20 protein-coding genes and 2 tRNA genes are annotated in these 20,074 nt (G+C 61.7%); 4 read left to right on the forward strand and 18 right to left on the reverse strand.

Features of this window, described 5'->3' with window-relative positions; all coding sequences use genetic code 11:
* Positions 1-98: 98 nt before the first annotated feature.
* Entirely contained in the window at positions 99-422 is a 324-nt protein-coding gene (locus ACEG18_RS02380) for a type II toxin-antitoxin system RelB/DinJ family antitoxin (protein ID WP_372541106.1), read from the forward strand.
* Positions 415-870 carry a type II toxin-antitoxin system VapC family toxin gene (locus ACEG18_RS02385; protein ID WP_372541107.1) on the forward strand — a complete coding sequence of 152 codons (456 nt, stop codon included), beginning with the start codon at positions 415-417 and terminating at the stop codon, positions 868-870. Before ACEG18_RS02380 ends, ACEG18_RS02385 begins: the two co-directional genes overlap by 8 nt.
* Before the next feature lie 109 nt (positions 871-979).
* Here ACEG18_RS02385 and ACEG18_RS02390 read toward each other — a convergent pair.
* From ACEG18_RS02390 to ACEG18_RS02465, 16 genes are all read right to left on the reverse strand, one after another.
* Positions 980-1,053, reverse strand: a tRNA-Gly gene (locus ACEG18_RS02390).
* A 6-nt stretch (positions 1,054-1,059) separates the two neighbouring features.
* Positions 1,060-1,136 (reverse strand) — tRNA-Pro (locus ACEG18_RS02395).
* A 91-nt stretch (positions 1,137-1,227) separates the two neighbouring features.
* Positions 1,228-2,586 carry a branched-chain amino acid transport system II carrier protein gene (gene brnQ / locus ACEG18_RS02400; protein ID WP_372541108.1) on the reverse strand — a complete coding sequence of 453 codons (1,359 nt, stop codon included), beginning with the start codon at positions 2,584-2,586 and terminating at the stop codon, positions 1,228-1,230.
* Positions 2,587-2,662: 76 nt separating this feature from the next.
* Positions 2,663-3,802, reverse strand: coding sequence for an aminotransferase class V-fold PLP-dependent enzyme (locus ACEG18_RS02405; protein ID WP_372541109.1), 1,140 nt, complete (start codon positions 3,800-3,802; stop codon positions 2,663-2,665).
* Positions 3,799-4,050: a putative Se/S carrier protein gene (locus ACEG18_RS02410; protein WP_022095212.1), complete on the reverse strand. Its 252-nt coding sequence runs from the start codon at positions 4,048-4,050 to the stop codon at positions 3,799-3,801. Before ACEG18_RS02410 ends, ACEG18_RS02405 begins: the two co-directional genes overlap by 4 nt.
* Before the next feature lie 19 nt (positions 4,051-4,069).
* Positions 4,070-4,696, reverse strand: coding sequence for a sulfurtransferase-like selenium metabolism protein YedF (yedF, locus tag ACEG18_RS02415; RefSeq protein ID WP_118387729.1), 627 nt, complete (start codon positions 4,694-4,696; stop codon positions 4,070-4,072).
* Positions 4,697-4,756: 60 nt separating this feature from the next.
* The gene (gene selD, locus ACEG18_RS02420; RefSeq protein WP_372541110.1) at positions 4,757-5,806 is read right to left on the reverse strand and encodes a selenide, water dikinase SelD; all 1,050 of its coding nucleotides are present in this window, start codon (positions 5,804-5,806) and stop codon (positions 4,757-4,759) included.
* The gene (locus tag ACEG18_RS02425; RefSeq protein ID WP_372541111.1) at positions 5,799-7,016 is read right to left on the reverse strand and encodes a glycosyltransferase family 4 protein; all 1,218 of its coding nucleotides are present in this window, start codon (positions 7,014-7,016) and stop codon (positions 5,799-5,801) included. The genes selD and ACEG18_RS02425 overlap by 8 nt, the downstream gene beginning before the upstream one ends.
* A 14-nt stretch (positions 7,017-7,030) precedes the next feature.
* Positions 7,031-7,795 (reverse strand): acyl-CoA dehydratase activase, encoded by a 765-nt coding sequence (locus tag ACEG18_RS02430; protein ID WP_372541112.1) that lies wholly within the window; start codon positions 7,793-7,795, stop codon positions 7,031-7,033.
* Positions 7,796-7,845: 50 nt separating this feature from the next.
* Entirely contained in the window at positions 7,846-9,009 is a 1,164-nt protein-coding gene (locus tag ACEG18_RS02435; protein ID WP_372541113.1) for a double-cubane-cluster-containing anaerobic reductase, read from the reverse strand.
* Between the two features lie 151 nt (positions 9,010-9,160).
* Positions 9,161-10,444, reverse strand: a complete 1,284-nt coding sequence (locus ACEG18_RS02440) for a double-cubane-cluster-containing anaerobic reductase (RefSeq protein ID WP_195644679.1) — start codon at positions 10,442-10,444, stop codon at positions 9,161-9,163.
* A 429-nt stretch (positions 10,445-10,873) separates the two neighbouring features.
* Positions 10,874-11,944 (reverse strand): sulfate/molybdate ABC transporter ATP-binding protein, encoded by a 1,071-nt coding sequence (locus ACEG18_RS02445; RefSeq protein ID WP_372541114.1) that lies wholly within the window; start codon positions 11,942-11,944, stop codon positions 10,874-10,876.
* A gap of 3 nt (positions 11,945-11,947) precedes the next feature.
* Entirely contained in the window at positions 11,948-13,390 is a 1,443-nt protein-coding gene (gene modB, locus ACEG18_RS02450; protein ID WP_372541115.1) for a molybdate ABC transporter permease subunit, read from the reverse strand.
* A 68-nt stretch (positions 13,391-13,458) separates the two neighbouring features.
* Complete coding sequence (gene modA, locus ACEG18_RS02455) at positions 13,459-14,331, reverse strand: molybdate ABC transporter substrate-binding protein (protein ID WP_372541116.1); 873 nt, start codon at positions 14,329-14,331, stop codon at positions 13,459-13,461.
* Between the two features lie 204 nt (positions 14,332-14,535).
* Entirely contained in the window at positions 14,536-15,015 is a 480-nt protein-coding gene (locus tag ACEG18_RS02460; RefSeq protein ID WP_372541117.1) for a MogA/MoaB family molybdenum cofactor biosynthesis protein, read from the reverse strand.
* Positions 15,016-15,025: 10 nt separating this feature from the next.
* The gene (locus tag ACEG18_RS02465) at positions 15,026-16,288 is read right to left on the reverse strand and encodes a molybdopterin molybdotransferase MoeA (protein ID WP_372541118.1); all 1,263 of its coding nucleotides are present in this window, start codon (positions 16,286-16,288) and stop codon (positions 15,026-15,028) included.
* A gap of 210 nt (positions 16,289-16,498) precedes the next feature.
* Between ACEG18_RS02465 and ACEG18_RS02470 the strand changes: the two genes are divergently transcribed.
* Entirely contained in the window at positions 16,499-17,920 is a 1,422-nt protein-coding gene (locus ACEG18_RS02470) for a chloride channel protein (RefSeq protein ID WP_372541119.1), read from the forward strand.
* An 85-nt stretch (positions 17,921-18,005) separates the two neighbouring features.
* On the forward strand, positions 18,006-18,968 hold the full coding sequence (locus ACEG18_RS02475; RefSeq protein WP_372541120.1) for a diacylglycerol/lipid kinase family protein: 963 nt from the start codon (positions 18,006-18,008) through the stop codon (positions 18,966-18,968).
* Positions 18,969-19,000: 32 nt separating this feature from the next.
* Here the strand turns inward: ACEG18_RS02475 and ACEG18_RS02480 are convergent, their stop codons facing one another.
* Both ACEG18_RS02480 and ACEG18_RS02485 read right to left on the reverse strand, forming a co-directional pair.
* Positions 19,001-19,381 carry a peptide chain release factor family protein gene (locus ACEG18_RS02480; RefSeq protein WP_372541121.1) on the reverse strand — a complete coding sequence of 127 codons (381 nt, stop codon included), beginning with the start codon at positions 19,379-19,381 and terminating at the stop codon, positions 19,001-19,003.
* An 83-nt stretch (positions 19,382-19,464) separates the two neighbouring features.
* Complete coding sequence (locus tag ACEG18_RS02485) at positions 19,465-20,043, reverse strand: xanthine phosphoribosyltransferase (RefSeq protein WP_022095227.1); 579 nt, start codon at positions 20,041-20,043, stop codon at positions 19,465-19,467.
* Positions 20,044-20,074 lie beyond the last annotated feature (31 nt).

The following is a 20,074-nucleotide window of genomic DNA, read 5'->3' on the forward strand; positions in this document are numbered from 1 at the left end:
AACTCTAGTGCAATAAAGCAGTAGTTGTAAGATTGGCTATTACTAGCCGAAGCTATATTTGACTATTCATGTTGCACGCTCATTAAGGGAGGCCAGTGATGTCATCGACTCAAAAACGAGCCATCCTGCAGGTGCGCATTCGCGAGGAAGACAAGCAGCATGCCGAGCGTCTCTACGACGCCATGGGCACATCGCTCGCCGAGGCTGTCCGTCTATTTGTCGCGCAGAGCATTTTGATGCGCAAGCTCCCCTTTCAGCCGGTCGCCGTGCGCTCAAAGGACGGCACCGCCGCCTATGGATCGCTCAAAGCATATGGGGACCCCAATCGCCGCTCCAAGGAGCGCAATGCCTGGATTGAATACCTTGCTACAGAAAGCGACGATACGATTTTGGGTCCCGAGGAAATAGATATCCATGAGTAGCACCATCATCGACGAGACCGTCATCCTACGCTACCTGCTTGACGACGACGAAGTTCTGTCACCGCGCGCCGCCAAGGTCATCGCCACCCGCACCGCTCGTGTCTACCCCGAAATCATCACGCGCGTCGTGGTCACGCTGCGCGACGTCTATAAGGTTCCCCGCGTTGAGATTGCTGCGGCCATGAAAAGGCTGCTCGATGACGTCATGGTCGACGAGCCCACCGTTGTCGCCCTTGCCATCAAACTCTTTGGCAAGACCCATATGGACTTTACCGACTGCCTCCTCGCAGCCCGAACCGCCATCTACAACGATGATGTCGTGAGCTTTGGCAAGCCCATCATCCAAGGCATGATAGATTACCGCCGCAAGCGCCAAACCGCAGCCGAAGCCCGCAGCCGAAGCATCGACTCCGCCATCGACAAGCTCCGCCATCGCCCCCGCAGCTAACCCCATGCCCCACCTAAGTTGCGGTGCGGGTTCGATTCCCGTCGCCCGGCGCGTAAACGAAAACAGCTCTGATCCCCAAAGGAAACCAAAGCCGTTAAAACAATTCTTATGGAGCGGGCGACGGGAATCGAACCCGCGTCATCAGCTTGGAAGGCTGGGGTTCTACCATTGAACTACGCCCGCAAGATATGGTCGGGACGACAGGATTTGAACCTGCGACATCCTGCTCCCAAAGCAGGCGCGCTACCAAACTGCGCCACGTCCCGAAGGTGTTGAGCAGCTAAGGTCTAAACCTTGCGTGTCCCAAAGCGAAGGAAATTATAGGGGAGACTCCCCGCCTGTGCAAGCATTGATGCCTTAGCTCCTCGAATGTGCGACAAACTGGCTATGGGCCAGGCCGATCGCAAACGCCACCACGGCGACTGGCGCCCACGCGGCACCGATATCCGCCAGGGGCAATGCATCGAACGGCAGCCACGCGCCCGTAAAGAACGCGTCACGGATCGAGGTGATCACGCTCTGCACCGCGACCACGCCGCCGACCCAAACCCACACCTGCGGATGCGCGTCGCAAAAACCGTGCACCAGGCCCATAAGCACCAGTACGATGGCGACGGGATACAAGGCGTTGAGCATGGGCACCGAGAACATAAGGATCATGTCGAGACCCACGTTGGAAAGCACACACGAAAACGCCGCGAACACAAAGGCGAGAACCGCAAAGGGACGGCGCATGGCCTCCTCGGACACCTCCGCTCCCCCTTCGACCACATACGTCTCGCAGAAGTAACGCGAGCAGCAGCTGATGAGGCCGATGCACACGTTCATGCAGGCGAGGAAAAAGATCGCAAAGACCACAACCGTGCCGGCAAGGCCAAAGTGCATGGAGGCCGAGCGAGCAAGGATGGCAGCGCCGTTGGTGGCGTCGGGCATCACAGTGCCGAGTTGCATACCGGCAAGGGCCAGACCGCAGTAGATGATGGCCATGAGCACGCCGGCGATCACGCCGGAGCGCGAGATCTCGAAGGCCACGCGCTTGTCGTCGGTCACGCCCAGCTCGTGAATGGTCTCGGCGATGATGATGCCAAAGGCGAGCGACGCGAGCAGGTCCATGGTCTGGTAGCCGGTCAAAAAGCCCTGAACGGCGGCACCGGCATCATAGGGAGCCTGCGGCGCGGCAGCGGGACCCAGCGGCGAGACCACGGCGGCGCCCACGACCAATACGATTAGGGCGATGAGCGCGGGGCCCGTAATGCGGCCGAGCACGCGCGTGATGACGCCCGGGCGCAGCGTGAGCGCAAACGCGACGACAAAGAAGCCAATGGCAAACACCAGGCGCGCCGTGCCGAGCGAGACGCCCTCGGGCAACAGCGGCACCAGCATCTCGAAGGCCGTGGAACTCGTACGCGGAATGGCCAGGCACGGGCCAATGGCCAGATACACCGCCGCGACAAAGAACTCGCCAAACTTGGGGTGCACGCGGCTGGCAAGCTCACGCGCCGTGCCGGCGAGCGCCACGGCGATAAAGCCCATGACGGGCAGGCCGATGGCGGCAATCAAAAAGCCAACCATGGCAAGCGGTGTGGCCGTGCCGGCCTGGAGCGCCAGCAACGGCGGAATGATGAGGTTGCCGGCGCCAAAGAGCATCGAGAACAGGGCGATGCCGACGGTAACGACATGGTCGGAGCGCAGACCGCGCGGTGCAGATGAGGGCATAGGCACACCTTTCGGGTCGAAACAAAAACGGGACGGGCAAAATACCCGTCCCGCAAGTATAAACGGTCCAGCAGCTTTAGCAGGCTAAATTGCGCAGAGCATCGATAGCCGTGTCGACTTCTTCGGTCGTGTTGAAATACCCAAACGAGAAGCGGACGACACCCTGGCGCTCGGTCCCCAGCGCACGGTGCATGAGCGGAGCGCAATGGGCACCGGGGCGCGTCGCAATCCCCCACCCTTGCATGAGCGCGTCCGAGATCTCGGCAGAGTCGATATCGCCCACGTTGAGTGAGACGATCGCCGAGCGCACGGGCTGGTCAAACGCACCGTAGAGCACAATGCCGGGGATTTCGCGAGCACCGGCGAGGAAGCGCTCTGCAAGCGAGCGCTCATGCGCCGCAATCGCCTCGACCCCGCCTTGCGCCTCGATAAAGTCGAGACCGGCAGAAAGTCCCGCGATGCCGTGACCGTTGAGCGTGCCCGCCTCAAGACGCGTGGGCCACTCAAGTGGCTGCAGTGGGTCAAAGCTGTGCACGCCCGTGCCGCCCATGGCCCACGGAGACACGTCAATGCCCTCCGCCACGGCCAGGCCGCCGGTGCCTTGGGGTCCCATGAGCCCCTTGTGGCCGGTAAAGCACACAATGTCGAGCCCCATGGCATGCATATCGATACGCGCCGTGCCGGCAGACTGAGAGGCATCGACGATCACCAGCGCACCGGCCGCATGGGCCATGGCCGCCACGCGCGCAATGTCGACCGCGTTGCCGGTCACATTTGAGGCGTGCGTCACAACCACGGCACGCGTACCGGGCGTGACTAGCCGCTCGAGCTCGTCGTAGTCGAGCGCGCCGCTTACGTCACAGCCCGCATGCTCAACGGTCACACCCCGCTCCGCTGCCAGGCGGTTGAGCGGACGCAGCACGGAGTTGTGCTCGAGCACCGTCGTGACCACACGGTCGCCGGGGCGCACCACGCCACAGATGGCGGTGTTGAGCGCCGCCGTAGAGTTGGGCGTAAAGCACACATGATCAGCCCGCGGGCAGCCCAGCAAGCGCGCGAGCTTGGCACGGCAACCGTGAATCGTACGAGCGGCATCGAGGGCACCCGACGTGGCGCCGCGCCCGGCATTGCCGAGCGAGCACATCGCCTGCGTCACGGCATCGATGACCGTCTGCGGCTTGTGCATGGTCGTCGCCGCGTTATCCAGGTAGATCATCGCACGACCTCCCACATATCAATCACGGTATAGCCCTCGGTGGGAACGCCCGCCGCGGCGAGTTCGCCGCGCAGCAGCTCCTCATCGGCAGGCAACGCTTTCCACGCCAGACCACAGCCGGCAGCGACCTCCCCGGGCACGGGAATCGTTCGCCCGGGAAGGCCGCGCTCGATGCACAGGGACTCGCAGCCCATGGCGGCCGCCGTGGTGGGAAACGTGATGACAAGCGCCGGGCGCTTCTCCCTCATGGCAACTCCAACCAATACGCTACGGGCGCACGACGCGCACGGCCTGCTCCATCTTCTCCACGATCACATACATGTTCGTGACCTCGCCCACGGCAAGCTGGTCCTTAATGCCATAGTGGTCGAGGCAGGTGCCACAGGTGAGGATTTCGACGCCCTGCTCAGCCAGCCCCTTCAGGTCGTCGAGCACCGGAGAGCCCTCGACGGTGAGCTTGGCTCCGCCGTTGTAGAACAGCATGGTCGCGGGCAGCTCCTCCTGCTGCGTCACGGCAAAGATGAAGGCCTTCATGAGCTTGTGGCCCAGCTCGTCGTCGCCGCGGCCCATGCAGTCGGTGTAGACGGAAATGACGAGCTCGCCCTTGCCGGTGCTGGCACCACAGAAGGCAGCGCCATCCTGCTCGGGATCGGCCACGGCAATGGCGCCAGAGGTCGCCACGGTCACGTGCCACTCAGCGTCAGAAACCTTCTCGACCGAGGCCGTGCAGCCCTTCTCCTGCGCCATCTTGGAGATGTTCTTGACGGCGGTCTCGTTATCGACCGAGGTCACCACGGCACCCTCGCCGTCAAGCTGTTTGAGCGCCTTAAGCGTCTTGACAACGGGCAGCGGGCAGGCATCGCCCATGGCATTGACTTCAATTTTGGTAGACATAGCTACATCCTTTCAAAAGGGACCGCCCAGAACAGCAGGCGGTCGCATAAACGGTTTTCCTTAATGCACAACGCGAACAGCAGGACCGCCCGGCACCGGCTCGCACACGCGACCGATTGTGGCGGCAACGCGCCCCTCGGCATGTAAACGACGCGCAAGCTCATCCACATCCGCCGCGGGCGCCGCGATAAGCAGGCCACCAGACGTCTGCGGATCGTACAGCGCGTCGAGCATGCCCGGCTCCAGGTCCTCGTCGGCAGCCACACGCGGGCCAAAAAAGTCCTGGTTGCGGTAGGAGCCCGCGGGGATAATGCCCAGACGTGCCATGTCGAGCACCTGATCAAAGAGCGGAACCGCCCCCGACGCAAGCTCAACCTGCACGCCCGAGCCCTCGGCCATCTCGCACGCGTGCCCGATCAGGCCAAAGCCCGTGACATCGGTGCAGCCGTGAAGCTCAAGTCCCTCGGCCAGACGAATCGGCGCCTCGTTGAGGGTGCGCATCGAGCCAAACATGGCTGTGGCCTCGTCCTGCTCGATGAGCTCGCCCTTAATGGCCGTGGTGATGATGCCCGAGCCGATCGCCTTGGTCAGCAGCAGGACATCGCCAGCGCGCGCGCCGCTGTTGGCGAGCATGCGGTCGAGCGAGACAAAGCCGCTCACGGACAGGCCGTACTTGGGCTCGTCGTCGTTGATGGTATGGCCGCCCGCGATGGAGCAGCCCGCCTCGACGCACTTGTCGGCACCGCCCGCCAGAATCTGGCCGGCAACCTCAACACCCAGGCAACTGGGTATGCAGAGCAGGTTCATGGCATGGCTCGGCCGCCCGCCCATGGCGTAGATGTCCGACAGCGAGTTGGCCGCCGCGATCTGGCCAAACAGGAATGGGTCGTCGACCATCGGCGGGAAGAAGTCGATGGACTGCACGAGACCCAAGTTCTCGCCAACGCGAAAAACGCTCGCATCGTCGGAGGTATCGAACCCCACGAGCAGGTTGTCGTTATGCACATTGGGCAAGTCGCCCAGGACCTGGGCGAGGGCTCCAGGAGCCAACTTAGCGGCTCAACCGCTCGCGGCAGTCATAGACGTGAGCCTCATGGTGTCCTTAGCCATACGAACCCCCTTCCAACAAATCAACGACTTTAAGTATACGCGCCAGGCACGCTTCCCAAGAGACCGCCGACGACTCGAACGTCGAAGGCGGCGCCGCAAGCGCCTGCGCGATAGCATCTGCCAGTGCGCGCTCAAACAACGGAAGGTCGACCGCCACGGGCGTGTCGACATCCGTCATACGCGGCGACGCCACCCACGTCACGGGAGCACCGGGAAGCATCGCCTCCATCCAGGGACGCACGCCGGGCAAATCGGTCGCCACAACTTTGCAGCCGCACGCGAGGGCCTCGATCGTCACGAGCGGCAGACCCTCGTAAAACGAAGGCAGCACAAAGACGTCGGAACTGCGGTAGGCACGCACGAGTCCATCGCTATCCAGGCGCCCCGCCAGCGTCACCGGCACATCCGAGGCCGCGGTCAAGCGCTCGATACGCGCGTACTCGGCATCGTCCCCGCGGCCGCCCACAAGTACCAAGCCAGATGGGCGGACGCCATCGTCAATCGGCAATGACACGGCTCGAACCAGCGACTCGACGCCCTTTTTAAAGCAAATCTTACCCACGTACACAAGCGACCCCGGCTGCCTCGCCACGCTTGCGTCGCGGCAGAAGACGCGATGGTCGTAGCCCGTCCCAATCACGTGGATGCGATCGCCATCGACGCCGCACACCAGGCCAATCTGCTTAGCCTGCTCAGCATGGAGCGCAAAGATGGCATCGAGCCGACGAACCGCACTTACGATGCGATCGCGTTCGAGCGTATGCGAACGCAGCTGGCGCAGGTCGGTCGAATGACACACGGCAACAACCGGCACGCCTCGGACGCACTCGCGCGCCAATGCGGTCACCAGATACAGGTGATGGCAGAGCACCAGATCGGGCCGAAACTCAGCCACCGCCCGATCGATTGCAGCAGCAAATGCCCGCTCAAATGCCTTGAGCATCGAAGGCGTCAGATCACGATAACGTGTGGAGGGATAGGGCATGACATCGGACATGCCACAGATGGGAAACGGCAGCTCGGGCGACTCGAACGGTACGGCAAACACGGCAGCACGCCGGTCCAGCTCGCCTTGGGTATCACCCGGTGCCGCGCCGCAAAGCACGGCGGCGCGATGCCCCGTCTCGATCTGCTCGCGCACGAGCGCGGCAAGGTAGGTGCCGCTGCCGGTGCTATCTGGTTTTTGTGCCGAAATATTGAGGATGCGCATGTCGCGGTACGCCCCTAGGCCAAGGCCGCGGCGCGGACAGCCGCGCCGATCGCTCCGGCAAAGCGAGCCTGGGGCGAGGTGGTCACCGGCGACCCCAGTAGCTCGCCCAACCGCTCCACTACGAAGGCGTTCTCGCACAGGCCGCCGGTCAGGTAGTACGGGGCGCCCGCGGCCTGCCCGGCCATGGTCGCCACGCGCGAGACCACGCTGTCGATCACGCCACGCGCAATGTTCTCGCGCGGCTCACCGCGACCGATCAGGCTGATAACCTCGCTTTCGGCAAACACGGTGCACATGCTGGAAATCTTGGTAGGTTCTCCGGTGCGGGCGAGGTCTGCCATCTGCTGCTGGGTAATGCCCAAGCGGTCGGCCATGATCTCCAGAAAGCGCCCCGTGCCGGCGGCGCACTTGTCGTTCATGGCGAACTTGGCCACGCGGCCGCCCTTAAGCTGAATGACTTTGGTGTCCTGGCCGCCCACGTCAATCACCGTGCCATGGTCGCCAAACAGGCGCACGGCACCGGTGCCGTGGCAGGTGATCTCGGTCACGACCTTGTGCGCATAGGGCACGGCGACACGGCCGTAGCCAGTCGCGACCACGCGAACATCGTCGCCCGTCACGTCATAGCCGGCTACGGCGAGCTCACCGCGTAGGCGCTCGGCCGCATCGACCGACGAATACCCCGTCGGCATGACGCAGGTCAACGCAATGGCGCTGTCCGTCTCCAACACCGCAGCCTTCGCGGCCGTCGAGCCTATGTCGATACCAATGCCAACCACGGCATCCTCCTTCTATGCGGCAATGCAGCTATCCCTTTGCCGCATTTGTCCTACAGGGTTTCGATGAAGGCGGCGATGCGCGTCTCGATCTGACCCATGTCGCCGTTGCTGTAGTCGGTCTCGATCTTCATATACGGAATACCCGCACCCTCGACAACCTCCTGCATGTGCGCACTCTCCACGTTAAAGGTGTGGCAGGCCTGCAGCACGCTCTCCACTACGCCATCGACGTGATACTTCTCGCACATGGCCAGCGTGTTTTCCATACGACCGTCGTTGGGCGTCATGACCGAGCAATTGATATCCAGGTAGCGGTCGGCGATGGCGCGCAGGATGTCGGGAGCCTCCGGGTCGATCATCATGGCCGCCGTGCGCTCGCCCGAGCAGTCGTCCATGCACACGACAACGCCGCCGTTGGACTCGATGGTGCGACCGATCTTGTTAATCACGCCGCCCACCGGGCAGCCGGTGATCAGAATGCGCTTGGCATCCGCCGCAACCGGGCGCTCGCCCGCGTCGTAGGCCTCGCGCAGCTTGGCGACCTTTTGCTCCAGCTGCTGCGTATAGGCCTCGATATCAAAGCTGAACGTACCGGCAAACATGGTGCTCATCAGGTCGACGCCGCTCATGGCCGCCGGCTGGTTAGCCTGCAGTGCAAACATCTCGAGCTGGGCCGCACGCAAGCGGTTGCGACGACGGACGGCAGCGCGCAGGTCATCGTCGGTAATCGTGATGCCGTAGAAGCCCTCGAGCTCCTCCTTGAGCAGGCGGCACTCCTCGTACCACCCTTCACGCTCGTAGGCACGATCGCGACCCTGCGGAAGATGCAGAATGTGCGTGCGCTTGAGCTCGTTGAGTAGCTCGTACATCTTCTTCTTGCCGTCGCAGGTGGTCTCGCCGATGATCATGTCGCTAAAGTACGTAAACGGGCACTTTTGCGAGTAGGCAAAACCGTAGGTCGACTTGATGAGCGGGCACAGGTTTGCCGGCAGCACCTTCTCGGCCTCGGGAATCACCTCATCGGACGTACCACACAGAGCCACGCTCGCAGCCCCCGCGGCATCGATAATCTCGAGCGGCGTATAGCTGCACAAAAAGCCGACCAGGCGATTACCCGCCCGCTTATAATCCTTGACGCGAATAAACGCCGCCTCGCGTTGCTCGTTGAACTCCTCAAACGTGCGCGGCAACGGCTGCTCAATATTTTCCGACATATAACTCCTAAACCTTTTAACCAACCAAGGAGACGGCTTTCCCAGGTGCCCGAGGTTGCCGTGAAAGAGGAGCGCCGCGTACTTCTGATACGCAAGCGACGGTTTGAACGGCAAGATCGGGTGCCTGGGGAAGCCATCGGGACGGATAGTCCTAAATGGTTTCCAAGAAAGCCTCAATCCTGGTTTGCAGTTGGCCTGCGTCCTCGCCGGCGTAGTCGGTCGTGATGTGCATAAACGGAATGCCGGCCTCCTCGGCGGCCTTCTCCACGGCAAACGACTCCATCTCGTAGAGCGTGCAGAACTGCAGGGCCACGTCGACAATGCCGTCGGCATGCAGGTCCTTGGCCATCTGAACAATGTCCTTCATACGCTGGTCGTTGGGCGTAAAGACGGCACAGTTGATCTTAAAGTAGCGCTCGGCGATAGCATCGAGCATCTCGTCAACCGTCTCACCGGACTCATCGACCAAGTCCTTGTAATAGCGCGAACCCGTGCAGGACTCCTCGCCCACCACAACGCCGCCGGCCTTCTCGATGAGGTTGAACAGCTTCCAGTTGGGCACAGCCATGGGCGTGCCGGTGTACAGGATGCGCTTGGTTCCCTTGGGCGCCACGCCCTCTCCGGCCTCGACACGCTGCTCACACTCGGCCGCCATATCGTTGATGGCTCCGGTCAGACGCGGCGTGTCGTCCATAAAGGCGGCCTGAACGGTCAGCAGGCTGTCGAGACCGCTAATGGGCGCTGGGTCGGCAGCGCGCGTGGCAGCGAGGCGCTGCAGGGCGCGACGCTTCTCATTGACGGCGCGGATGGCGGCCTTCAGACGCTCAGGCGTAATCGTGACGCCGCACTCTTCCTCAATCTTGGCGGCAAGCTTTTTAACCTCGGCCTTCCAGGTCACGAGCGTCGACTCGTCGTGCACGTTGGGAATATCCATGACGTACATGTTCTTTTGCGTGGCAAAAAACTCGTAGGCCTTCTTCTTGCCATCACAGGTGTTCTCGCCTACCACCAAGTCACTCGACTCGATGTAGGGGCAGACCTCACCCAGCTTAAAGCCGGCAAAGCTCTTGATAAGCGGACAAGTGTTGCGCGGCAAGTGCTCCTCGACCTTGTCCGTTGCCCAATCGGCACCCGAGCACAGACCAACGGGAATGCCGTCACAGGCAAGCACGATCTCCTCGGGCACGTACACGCAGAACGAGCCCACGATTTTGGTGGCCTCGCCAGCCTCCTTCTTGTCGAGCATCTCCTTAATGCGGCCGCTATGGATGTTGGTGGCCACAAAGTCCAAGTAGGACGTGGACTTGGGGCGGTTGTTCTGCGACAGGAACATGTCCCCGTACATCTGGCCCACGGCGCCCAGCAGCATATCGTGGTCGGCAAGATTCATGCCGAGGCTCTCCCACATCGGATGAAAATCGAATTCTTCAGCCATAACGGTTCCCCTCTCGAACCAAAAACGGATAACAGCGGTATCGATGCACGACGGACGGCGATTGCCCGGCCGTGCTCAAACCCGGAATTTTAGGGAACCTGCTTTGCGGTCGATGATTTAGTTGTGCGTCGTCTCTCCCGGAGCCGTGAACATACCTGCTCATATGCGACTCCGAGCCATATGCTGGGCGCGCGCGGCAACGCGGCGAATGTATGTCGTCTGCGGCATGTGCGCACCCTCCTTAACCAGTCGAGGTCAACTATATCAACGGTCATCGCCCCTGCGAACACCGTTGACATTCGTACGACAGCCTCGTGTGCCGTCGTTTAATAAATAATTATCTTGATTGATAAGAGTTTTTCATCCTTCATTCGGCGAACGGCAAGACAAAGCCGCCGAGGCTTATATCCCCGACGGCATTACCCGGCGCTATCGACAAACCAAGTGGATCTTACTCGCATCGAAGTGCATGCGCAGGGTCTCGTCGGCCTGCGGCAGCCCGTCGGCAGCTACGTTCACTTTGTTGACCTTCCACTGCAGGCGCGTCGGCGCATCGACACGTGGCACGTCCAACAGCACCAAGCGCTCAAAACGCGAATCGCTCACGCGAGCCACATGCAGGTCGTAGCTGTTACGACCCCGCTCTGCGCGGTTGTCCATATGGAAGTAGCTCGCACGAATACCGAGGTACGCCACGCCATCGGGAACTTCGCGACCCACGTTAAAGGTCATGCCCCAGTCGAGGGCCTCGACTTCCTCGTCGCCGATCTTGCGCGCCCGGCTTGTGTTCTTGCAGCCCGTCAGGCGCAGCGCAGCCAAGGTTTGCGGCCGGCGGACCACGTCCTCGACGGAGCCGATCTCCTCCACATGCCCGTTATGCATCACGCAAATGCGCTCGCACAGGCGGCATGCCTCGTCAATATCGTGGCTCACGTAGAGCACGGTACGGTTACAGACGTCGAACAGGTCGAGCATGTTCTGCTCAAGCGCGCTCTTGAGATACGCGTCGAGCGCGCTCATGGGCTCGTCGAACATAAAAATGCCCGGGTGTGCCGCCACCATGCGAGCAAGCGCCACACGCTGCTGCTGGCCGCCCGAGAGGCGCGCGGGATAACGGTCGGCAAAGTCGGCCAGTCCAAAGATACCCAAGTAGCGCTCGGCAAGTTGTCTGCGCGCTGCGGCGTCGCCTGCACCCTCAACGCCGGCACATACGTTATCGGCCACCGTCATGTTTGGAAACAGCTGATAGCTTTGAAACATCAGGGCGCATTTTCGCTCCTGGGGCGAAAGGTTGATGCCCGTCGCAGAGTCAAAAAAGGTCACGCCGTTGACGACGATCTTGCCCTCGTCGGGTGCCTCCACGCCGGCAATACAGCGCAAGGTGCAGCTCTTGCCGCATCCGGAGGCGCCGAGCAGCGCCACACGCTCCTCGCCGGCATCGAGCTGAATTTCGAGGGTAAAGCCGGGATAGCGCTTTTTGATATCCAGGACAAGCGACATGGTCTATCGACCTCCCTTCGAGACGGCGTCATCGCGCATAAGCTCGGCCAGCGCCTCGCGATCGATACGCAAGGCATCGCCGCCCGCCGGGTCGAGCGAATCGCCCTGTCCGGCGAGATCTTTGGCCTGTTTGCGCTCTGCACGGGAGAGACCACGCTCGCGATACTTTTGCGAATGCGCCGTATACATGTTGATGAACAGAATGACCAGGAAGCTGAACGCAATTACGACCACGACCCAAAAGAGGGCCACCGACGTATTGCCGCCCATCCACTCAAAGTAGATGGCGATGGGGATGGTCTGGGTAATGCCGGCGTAGTTGCCCGCAAAGAACAGCGTGCAGCCAAACTCGCCCATGGCACGCGCGAAGGCAAGCACCGCGCCGGCGGCAATCGAGGGCCAGCCAAGCGGCATCATAAGCTTAGTAAAGATGCGACGCTCGGACCATCCCAGGGTTCGCGCGGCATCGAGCATCTGCGTGTCAAGGCTCTCAAAGGCACCGAGCGCCGTACGGTAGACCAGGGGAAACGACACCACCACGGCAGATATCACCGCCGCGGGCCACGTAAAGACAATCGAGACGCCATGCGCGATGAGCCACTGGCCCACCCCGGTCGAGCGGCCAAACAGCATGAGGAGCAGAAAGCCGCAGACCGTGGGCGGCAGCACCATAGGAATCGTAAAGACTGAATCGAGCAGGCCCTTGATGCGACTCGAGGTACCCATAGTCTTCCACGCGGCAAACAGGCCCAGTGCAAAGGCAATCACCAGGGCAAGGCCACTCGTTTTAATGGACACCCAAAACGGGCGGTAGTCGATGCCGCCTAAAAAGGAGGCCAGAGAGGTCAAGGGCCCCTGCTCATCCCGCAACACGACAGACGATGCCTCTACCATTTGAGCGCTATCAAGCCAACGCGCGCCGCCCCTGGCATCACCCGAGGCTGATGCAATCACCACATAGCGGTCCCCATCCGCACCGCGCTCGTCAAAGCCATAGGTATACCCGCCGACATCAAACGTTGTTTCCACCGTGACATACCAAGGAAGATCCACGTCCCCCAGCTGCGCACCTCCCATGCAGTTTGCGCTGTCGAGCTTACAGACGAGGGCCTTGAGACCCGATACGCACTCGTTGTCCTGCGGATCCAATCCATACTTCTCGACCGCTTTGGACGATATCCACACCACAACGCGATCGGCAGCAGGCGCCACTACAAGGTCCACGTCCTCGTCAACGGGAAACCGGTAGCCCTCAGGCTGGCCCTCCATGGCACGAGCGGTCCCCTTGGCCAACCGCTCAAATCCCTCGATCCCATAAGAAAGCCCATGAGCGGTCGCAGCAACCTGGGCCCCGTCCTCAGCGTCCCCAGCAAACGCAAATCCCGGCACCCAGCAAAGCGCGAAGGTCAAAGCACAGGCGACAAGCATGCGGAATCTATTAAGCACGAAAAGCTCCAAGCGAATACAAGGACGGAGTGAAACACAAAACGATGGAATTATCGCGCCAAGCCGCACTACTCGGAAAGCTCAAAGCCGTACTTAGCCCAAATCTTCTGAGCCTTCTTGTTGGTCAGACAGAAGTCGATAAACGCCTTGGCCTCATCGGCGTGCTCGGAGCTCTCGGCAACGGCGCCCGGGTACACGATGGGCTTGTGCGAATCCTCGGGGCACACGAAGGCCTCCTCGATGCCGTCGTAGCGGAAGATATCGGAGCTGTAGACAAAACCGGCCACGCAGTCGCCTGTGGACACATAGGCGGCGGCGGTGCCCACCTTATCGGCCAGTGCGACCTTATCGGCGATCTCGGGCGCATACTCGCCGTCGTCGCCCTCGGCGCCGGTATAGAGGCCCACGGAGGCCAGAGCCTGGTTGGCGTACTTGCCGGCGGGGACGGTCTCGGCGTCGCCAATGGCGATCTTACCGTCCAGATTCGCGACGTCGGCGATATCCTCGATCTTGGTGTCGGAGCCCTCGGCGCGAACGATCACGAGGTCGTTGACGAACATGTCCTCACGCGTGTCGGCATCGACGAGCTCGGCGGCCTCGGCGTCGTCCATGGTGCCCTTGGAGGCTGTGATGAGCACGTCGACCGTGGCACCGGCGCGCATCTGCTCGACAAGGTCGCCAGACGCCTTAAACTGCGTGTCGGCAAACGTGGTACCGGTCTGCTCGGTGTAAAGCTTTTGAACCTCGGGCAGAGCCTTCTCGAGCGAGTTGGCGGCAAAGACCTGCAGCTCGACAGCCTTCTTGGACGAAATCTTAGCGGAGCTGGCATCGGAGCCGGTCGACTCAGGCTCCTTGTTGCCGGAGCAGCCAGCAAGGCCAAGGCCGGCAGCGGCGACAGCAGAAAGCGAGACGAATCCACGGCGAGAAACCATATCGAACATGTTCAACCCTTTCGAAGGCTACGCCCGGGCGCCCCGCCGCGAGCTTTATTCTGTAATTAGATTATACTTCCGTGCGAATAATATCAGTGATAAAGATTTCTCGTCTGATAATTTTCTTTTGCCGATAGTCTCAGGACGTTCCGCGCTGTCGCTGCATAAAAAGGCGGAGCGACTCGCAAGGTCGCTCCGCCGCAGGTAGTGCGCTTATTTGGCGTGCCCGCCGCCCGCCGTCATTTGGGCCGCATGCTCCAGCTGATCGCTCACGGCCTCCCAGCTTTCGCGGGCCGCTTTCGTGGATCCCGGAAAGTTGATGACAAGCGTATGCCCACGCTGCATGCACACGGCGCGCGAGAGCATGGCGCGGCGCGTCTTGGTCATGGAGTATGCACGGATTGCCTCTGCAATACCCGGCACATCGCGGTCGCAGACGGCGCGCGTAGCCTCGGGCGTCACATCGCGCATCGAAAGACCCGTGCCGCCGCAGGTGAGCACGACATTGGCATGGCACTCATCGGCAGCTTCCACAATGGCATCACCGATTTCGCTGACGTCGTCGCACACGACCACATGTGAGACGACCGTCCATCCCTGCGCCTCGATAAGTTCCTCGAGTGCGGCACCCGCCTCGTCCTGGGCAAGGTCGCGCGTATCCGAGCACGTCACGATCGAAATCTTCAACTCCATAGCGTTCCTCCTACAACACGACATCCTCAGGCAGATCGACACGCACAACGTCCACGACGTCGCCCGGCTTGAGCTCACACGGCCCTTCGTCAATACGCAGCAGGCAGTTGGCCCGCTGCATCGTGCCGAGCAGCGCCGAATTCTGCGTCTTGGCCTCGGTCACCAGCAGCTCACCGGTCTCGGGGTCGCGCAAAACCGTCGCGCGATCGAAGAAGCGTCGGTCCTGGCGCTTCTTCACACCGTGCGTCAATATCGCCTGCTGCACGGGACGCGCACCCTCGGTAAAGCCGCGCATCTTGCGAATCGCGGGGCGGGCGAGCATCTCAAAGCCCACATACGCCGCCGCGGGATTGCCCGAAAGCCCCAAATACGGCTTACCCCCGAGCAAGCCAAACGTGATGGCCTTGCCGGGACGCATCGAGATACGATCGAAGAGTACCTCGCCCTCGCGCCGAACGAGCGCCGTCACGTAGTCGTAATCGCCCGCCGAGGCGCCACCGCTCGTAATGACAAAATCGCACTCCTGCACGGCACGATGTACCAGCTCGGCAATCACCTGCTCATCATCGGGCGCAATGCCAAAGAACACCGGCTCGGCGCCGGCATCGAGCGCTTCGGCCATCAGCGCCGAGGAGTTGGAATCGCGAATCTGACCGCGCGCCGGCAGTTCACCCGGCGCGACCAGCTCCGTGCCCAGCGAGATAATGCCCACGCGCGGAGCGGCATGAACCTTCACGCTCGCGTAACCAGCGCTTGCCAGCAGGCCAGCACCGGCCGGGGCCACAACCTCGCCGGCGCGCATCACGACGTCGCCGGCATGGGCCTCCTCGGCGGCAGAGCGAACGTTCTCCCCCACCTTGGCAGGCGTCGAGAAGCTCACGTGTGAGCCCTCGTTGCCATCGCCGTCAAGCACCTCGACGATCTCGTATTTCACCACGGCATCCGCACCCTCGGGCACTGGCGCGCCCGTCATGATGCGGACGGTCTCGCCCACGCCGATTGCGCCCTCAAACACATGGCCCGCGGCCTCGTGCCCCACGACAGAAAGCGTCACGGGCGCATCGGTGGACGCTTTGGCGAGGTCGGCGGCACGCACGGCATATCCATCCATAGCGCTGTTGGCAAACGGCGAGATGTCGATATCGGCCGTGGCGTCCTCGGCAAGGGGAAGACCGGCCGCCTGCCATACCGGGATCTCGACGACATCGGTCGGAGCAACGTGCGACAGAACAATCGACTGCGCGTCCTCCAGCGGAATGAGTTTCTCTGCCATATGCACCTCTTAATGCCACAGCGCACAACAGGAGCGCCGATTCTTTATGCTTGTCTCAGTATAATCCCCCGACGCACGACCGCGACTCGGCCTATACCCGCAAATACACCTGTCGGTTGCAAGCCGCGAAACAGAATGGAAACCAACCCACCGGCTCGTCGCGTTTACCGCGTTTTATAATGCTTGCGTTGCAACCTAAAAGAGGAACGTATGGCTCATAACGACAAACCCGAAAGCGCAAACGAGGCGCAGGATCATTCCCAGTCACTCGACGACGGCGGCTTTTTCTCCCTTAATGACGTCATCATGGCAGGCAGGCAACAGCTCACCCGCTCCGAGCATCTCTTGGCTGCCGACACGCGCCGCAACGCTCGCAACCTACTCGCGAGCGCCAAGTTGCTCGTGCTCGTCGTCATCGTCTCGCTCGCCATGGGCGTTGCCGCTTGGGCGTTTTTGGCCTCGCTGAATATCGCGACCGACTATCGCGAGCACCATGCGTGGGTCTACGCGCTGCTTCCCGTTGTGGGCATTGCCACCGCATGGGTGTACAAAAACCACGGCCTTGCCGCCAAACGCGGAAACAACCTGGTCATCGACTCCGCTCTGGGCACACGCCTCATCCATATGCGCATGGCCGTTCTCACCTTCGTCTGCTCCACGCTCACGCACCTGACAGGCGGCTCGGCCGGCCGTGAGGGCGCCGCGGTACAGATCGGCGGCACCATCGCCAGCAATGTTTCGAACCTCGCCCACCTCAAAAAGCATGACCACCACGACCTCATGCTCGCCGGCATCTCGTCGGCCTTTGGCGCCGTATTCGGTTCGCCCCTTGCCGGAGCTTTCTTTGGTATGGAAATGTGCTTTATCGGCAAGATCGACTACACCGCAGGTATCTACTGCCTGGTCGCCTCGTTTACCGGCTACTTTACATCACTCGCTCTGGGTACCGAGTACGAAGCGAATGTCATCGCCAGCGTTCCCGCCATGACGCCCAAAACGGTCATTATCGTTGTTATCAGCGCCGTTTTCTTCGGCCTGACGGCACGCCTCTTTGCCTGGTCGGTTCGAACCGTCAAGAGCTTGTACGGTCGCTTTATCACCAATTACCTCGTTCGCGCACTCATAGGCGCACTCGTGGTTTTGGCCGCCTATGCCCTCCTCGACGCCTGGAACTACGCCGGCCTTTCCACGTGGCTTTCCGGCGCCGGATTTGCCGGCAACACCACCCTGGCGGACGCAGTCATCAAGTTGGTCGTCACAGCGCTTACCCTGGGCGCGGGCTTCCAAGGCGGCGAGGTCACGCCCCTGTTTGGCATCGGTGCGGCACTCGGTGGCTGGATCGGTTGCCTTACCGGGCTTGACCCCAGTTTTCTGGCGGCTCTCGGCATGCTCGGCGTGTTCTGCGCCGGCCTCAACGTGCCCATCACCACCTGCATGATGGCCATCGACCTGTTCCACGGCACGGCCGCCGGGTTCTTTGTCATCGTTTCGTTTATTAGCTACCTTGCCGGCGGCCACCGTGGCGTGTATCCCGCACAGCGCATTGTGTCCCCTAAGCGCCGTTCGCTTATTGTGGATGAGGGCGGTACGGTAGCGGATGCTATCGAGCGCCACAACGACCTGATAGAGTAGATGTAATAATCGCCGTGCAGCCACAATCGGGGAAATTCGACCCGGGCGCGACCGCACCGTCATGCCACACGCCGGGAGTCGCCCCATGCACGCAACTGATTTTGGTCGCACGCTCATCATCGCCAACCCAGCCGCCCAGTCGGGTGCGGCGCGCGAAGTTGCCGAGCGCCTGCAACGCTTTTTGGATATGACTGCACGCGCATCCCAGTTTGACCTGGTGTTGACCGAGCGCATGGGACACGCCAAGGAGCTGGCCGCGCGGGCCCAGGGCTATCGCACCGTTATCGCCCTTGGCGGCGACGGCGTGATCCACGAGGTCGTCAATGGACTCATGACGCAGAACGAGGCGGTCCGTCCCGCCCTTGCCGTCCTGCCCGTTGGCTCCGGCAACGATTTTGCCCAAACGCTCGGAATCGAAGATTTCTCCGGCAAGGATTTTGGCGCGCTGCTTACCTGTGAGCTGCAGCGTCAGGACATCGGGCGCATTCGCTCTTGGAACCCCGCAAGCGGTAACGGCGAGGCTACCGTTGAGTACTACGACCAGACGCTTTCGGTCGGCATCGATGCCGCCATCGGCCTTGGCACCACCGAGCTGCGCAAAAAGACGGGCCTCGCCGGCGCTCCGCTCTACACCCTATCGGGACTTGAGCAGTTTGGCCTGCGCTATCGCAACTACCCCATGACCATCAGCTTTGATCGCGCGCCCGCCGAGCGCGTGCGCGCGATTATCATGGCCATCCAGTTGGGGCCCACCTATGGTTCGGGCTATCGCATCTGCCCCGATGCCGACCCCTGCGACGGCATCCTCGACGTTTGCTACGCCTGCGGCCCCGTCCCCCGTGCGGTCGCCCTACCCATGTTCCTTTCGGCCAAGGACGGCCACCATACCAAGTTGCCGCCGGTTCGCATGCGCCGCTGCCGCCATGCCGAGCTCACCTTTGAGGAGCCAGACTACCCCATCCAGGCCGACGGCGAGCCCGTTGTCGCCTCGCACATCGAAGTCGACGTCCTCGGCGGCGCCCTCCACGTCTGGCACCCCACCCGCTAGCCACCCCTATTTCACCGCAACTTATGAGGAGGCTATTCGTCGCTGCCCGGTTTGCGACGGTTGGCCTTTTTAATGGCGTTGAAGTGCTTATCATTGAGCCTGCGCTGGCGAGAGCGCTGAGGCACCTTGGTCTTTACGCGTCGGCGCGGTGGACGCCCGCGACGCCCAAGCTCAGCGCGCAGCTTACGCAGGCAGCTACTACGGTTTTGGAACTGGCTGCGGCTCTCTCGCGCCGTCACGGTAATTCCCGAAGGGATATGTTTCATGCGCACCGCCGAGTCCGTCGTGTTGACGCCTTGTCCGCCCGGACCCGTCGCGCGAAACACCTGCACCTCGCAATCGCGCGCCAACTCCTCGGTCGACATCTCGGCATAGCGCGCATACTCGCGCCATCCCATCTTGTTCTCATCCATATCAACACCTCCCCTCATACAAAAAATGTGACAAAGGGACAGTCCCTTTGTCACATCGCATACCAATCGCTTGTGTTGCGCGCTTAGGCGAAGGTGATCTCGCCGGTCTCGCAGTCCATATCGGCGATACGGGCCAAGCTCTCGACGCGGAAGCCGCGCTCGCGGAGCTTATCGCCGCCGCCCTGGAAGCCCTTCTCCACCGCAATGCCAATGCCGGATACCTCGGCACCTGCAGCCTCGCAGATCTTGATAAGACCCTCGAGCGCGCAGCCGTTGGCCAAAAAGTCATCGATGATAAGAACCTTGTCGCCCTCGGACAGGAAACGCTTGCCAACGATGACCGGGTACTCCTTTTGCTTGGTAAAGGAGTAGATGGTCGTGGCATACTGCTCGCCGTCGAGGTTGATGGACTGCGCCTTCTTGGCAAAGACCACCGGCACGCCGCCAAAATGCTGAGCCGCGATGCAGGCCATGCCAATGCCCGAAGCCTCGATCGTCAGGATCTTGTTGATCTCAACGCCCTCGAACAGACGGGCCCACTCGGCACCCATGTGGTCAAACAGCTCAACGTCGCACTGGTGGTTGAGGAAAGCATCAACCTTAAGGACGTTACCGGCCTTTACGATGCCGTCATGGCGAATACGATCCTCAAGCTCCTGCATGGCGCAACCCCTTCTCGCGGCAACGATACCG

It is taken from the genome of Collinsella aerofaciens (assembly GCF_041537385.1).
Taxonomy (GTDB): Bacteria; Actinomycetota; Coriobacteriia; order Coriobacteriales; family Coriobacteriaceae; genus Collinsella; species Collinsella aerofaciens_BV.

Excerpts from the sequence above, each read along its gene's own strand:
- ACEG18_RS02380 (WP_372541106.1), top strand. The coding sequence starts at position 99 with ATGTCATCGACTCAAAAACGAGCCATCCTGCAGGTGCGCATTCGCGAG.
- ACEG18_RS02385 (WP_372541107.1), top strand. The coding sequence starts at position 415 with ATGAGTAGCACCATCATCGACGAGACCGTCATCCTACGCTACCTGCTT.
- brnQ (WP_372541108.1), bottom strand. The coding sequence starts at position 2,586 with ATGCCCTCATCTGCACCGCGCGGTCTGCGCTCCGACCATGTCGTTACC.
- ACEG18_RS02405 (WP_372541109.1), bottom strand. The coding sequence starts at position 3,802 with ATGATCTACCTGGATAACGCGGCGACGACCATGCACAAGCCGCAGACG.
- ACEG18_RS02410 (WP_022095212.1), bottom strand. The coding sequence starts at position 4,050 with ATGAGGGAGAAGCGCCCGGCGCTTGTCATCACGTTTCCCACCACGGCG.
- yedF (WP_118387729.1), bottom strand. The coding sequence starts at position 4,696 with ATGTCTACCAAAATTGAAGTCAATGCCATGGGCGATGCCTGCCCGCTG.
- ACEG18_RS02425 (WP_372541111.1), bottom strand. The coding sequence starts at position 7,016 with ATGCGCATCCTCAATATTTCGGCACAAAAACCAGATAGCACCGGCAGC.
- ACEG18_RS02435 (WP_372541113.1), bottom strand. The coding sequence starts at position 9,009 with ATGTCGGAAAATATTGAGCAGCCGTTGCCGCGCACGTTTGAGGAGTTC.
- ACEG18_RS02440 (WP_195644679.1), bottom strand. The coding sequence starts at position 10,444 with ATGGCTGAAGAATTCGATTTTCATCCGATGTGGGAGAGCCTCGGCATG.
- ACEG18_RS02445 (WP_372541114.1), bottom strand. The coding sequence starts at position 11,944 with ATGTCGCTTGTCCTGGATATCAAAAAGCGCTATCCCGGCTTTACCCTC.
- modA (WP_372541116.1), bottom strand. The coding sequence starts at position 14,331 with ATGTTCGATATGGTTTCTCGCCGTGGATTCGTCTCGCTTTCTGCTGTC.
- ACEG18_RS02460 (WP_372541117.1), bottom strand. The coding sequence starts at position 15,015 with ATGGAGTTGAAGATTTCGATCGTGACGTGCTCGGATACGCGCGACCTT.
- ACEG18_RS02465 (WP_372541118.1), bottom strand. The coding sequence starts at position 16,288 with ATGGCAGAGAAACTCATTCCGCTGGAGGACGCGCAGTCGATTGTTCTG.
- ACEG18_RS02470 (WP_372541119.1), top strand. The coding sequence starts at position 16,499 with ATGGCTCATAACGACAAACCCGAAAGCGCAAACGAGGCGCAGGATCAT.
- ACEG18_RS02475 (WP_372541120.1), top strand. The coding sequence starts at position 18,006 with ATGCACGCAACTGATTTTGGTCGCACGCTCATCATCGCCAACCCAGCC.
- ACEG18_RS02480 (WP_372541121.1), bottom strand. The coding sequence starts at position 19,381 with ATGGATGAGAACAAGATGGGATGGCGCGAGTATGCGCGCTATGCCGAG.
- ACEG18_RS02485 (WP_022095227.1), bottom strand. The coding sequence starts at position 20,043 with ATGCAGGAGCTTGAGGATCGTATTCGCCATGACGGCATCGTAAAGGCC.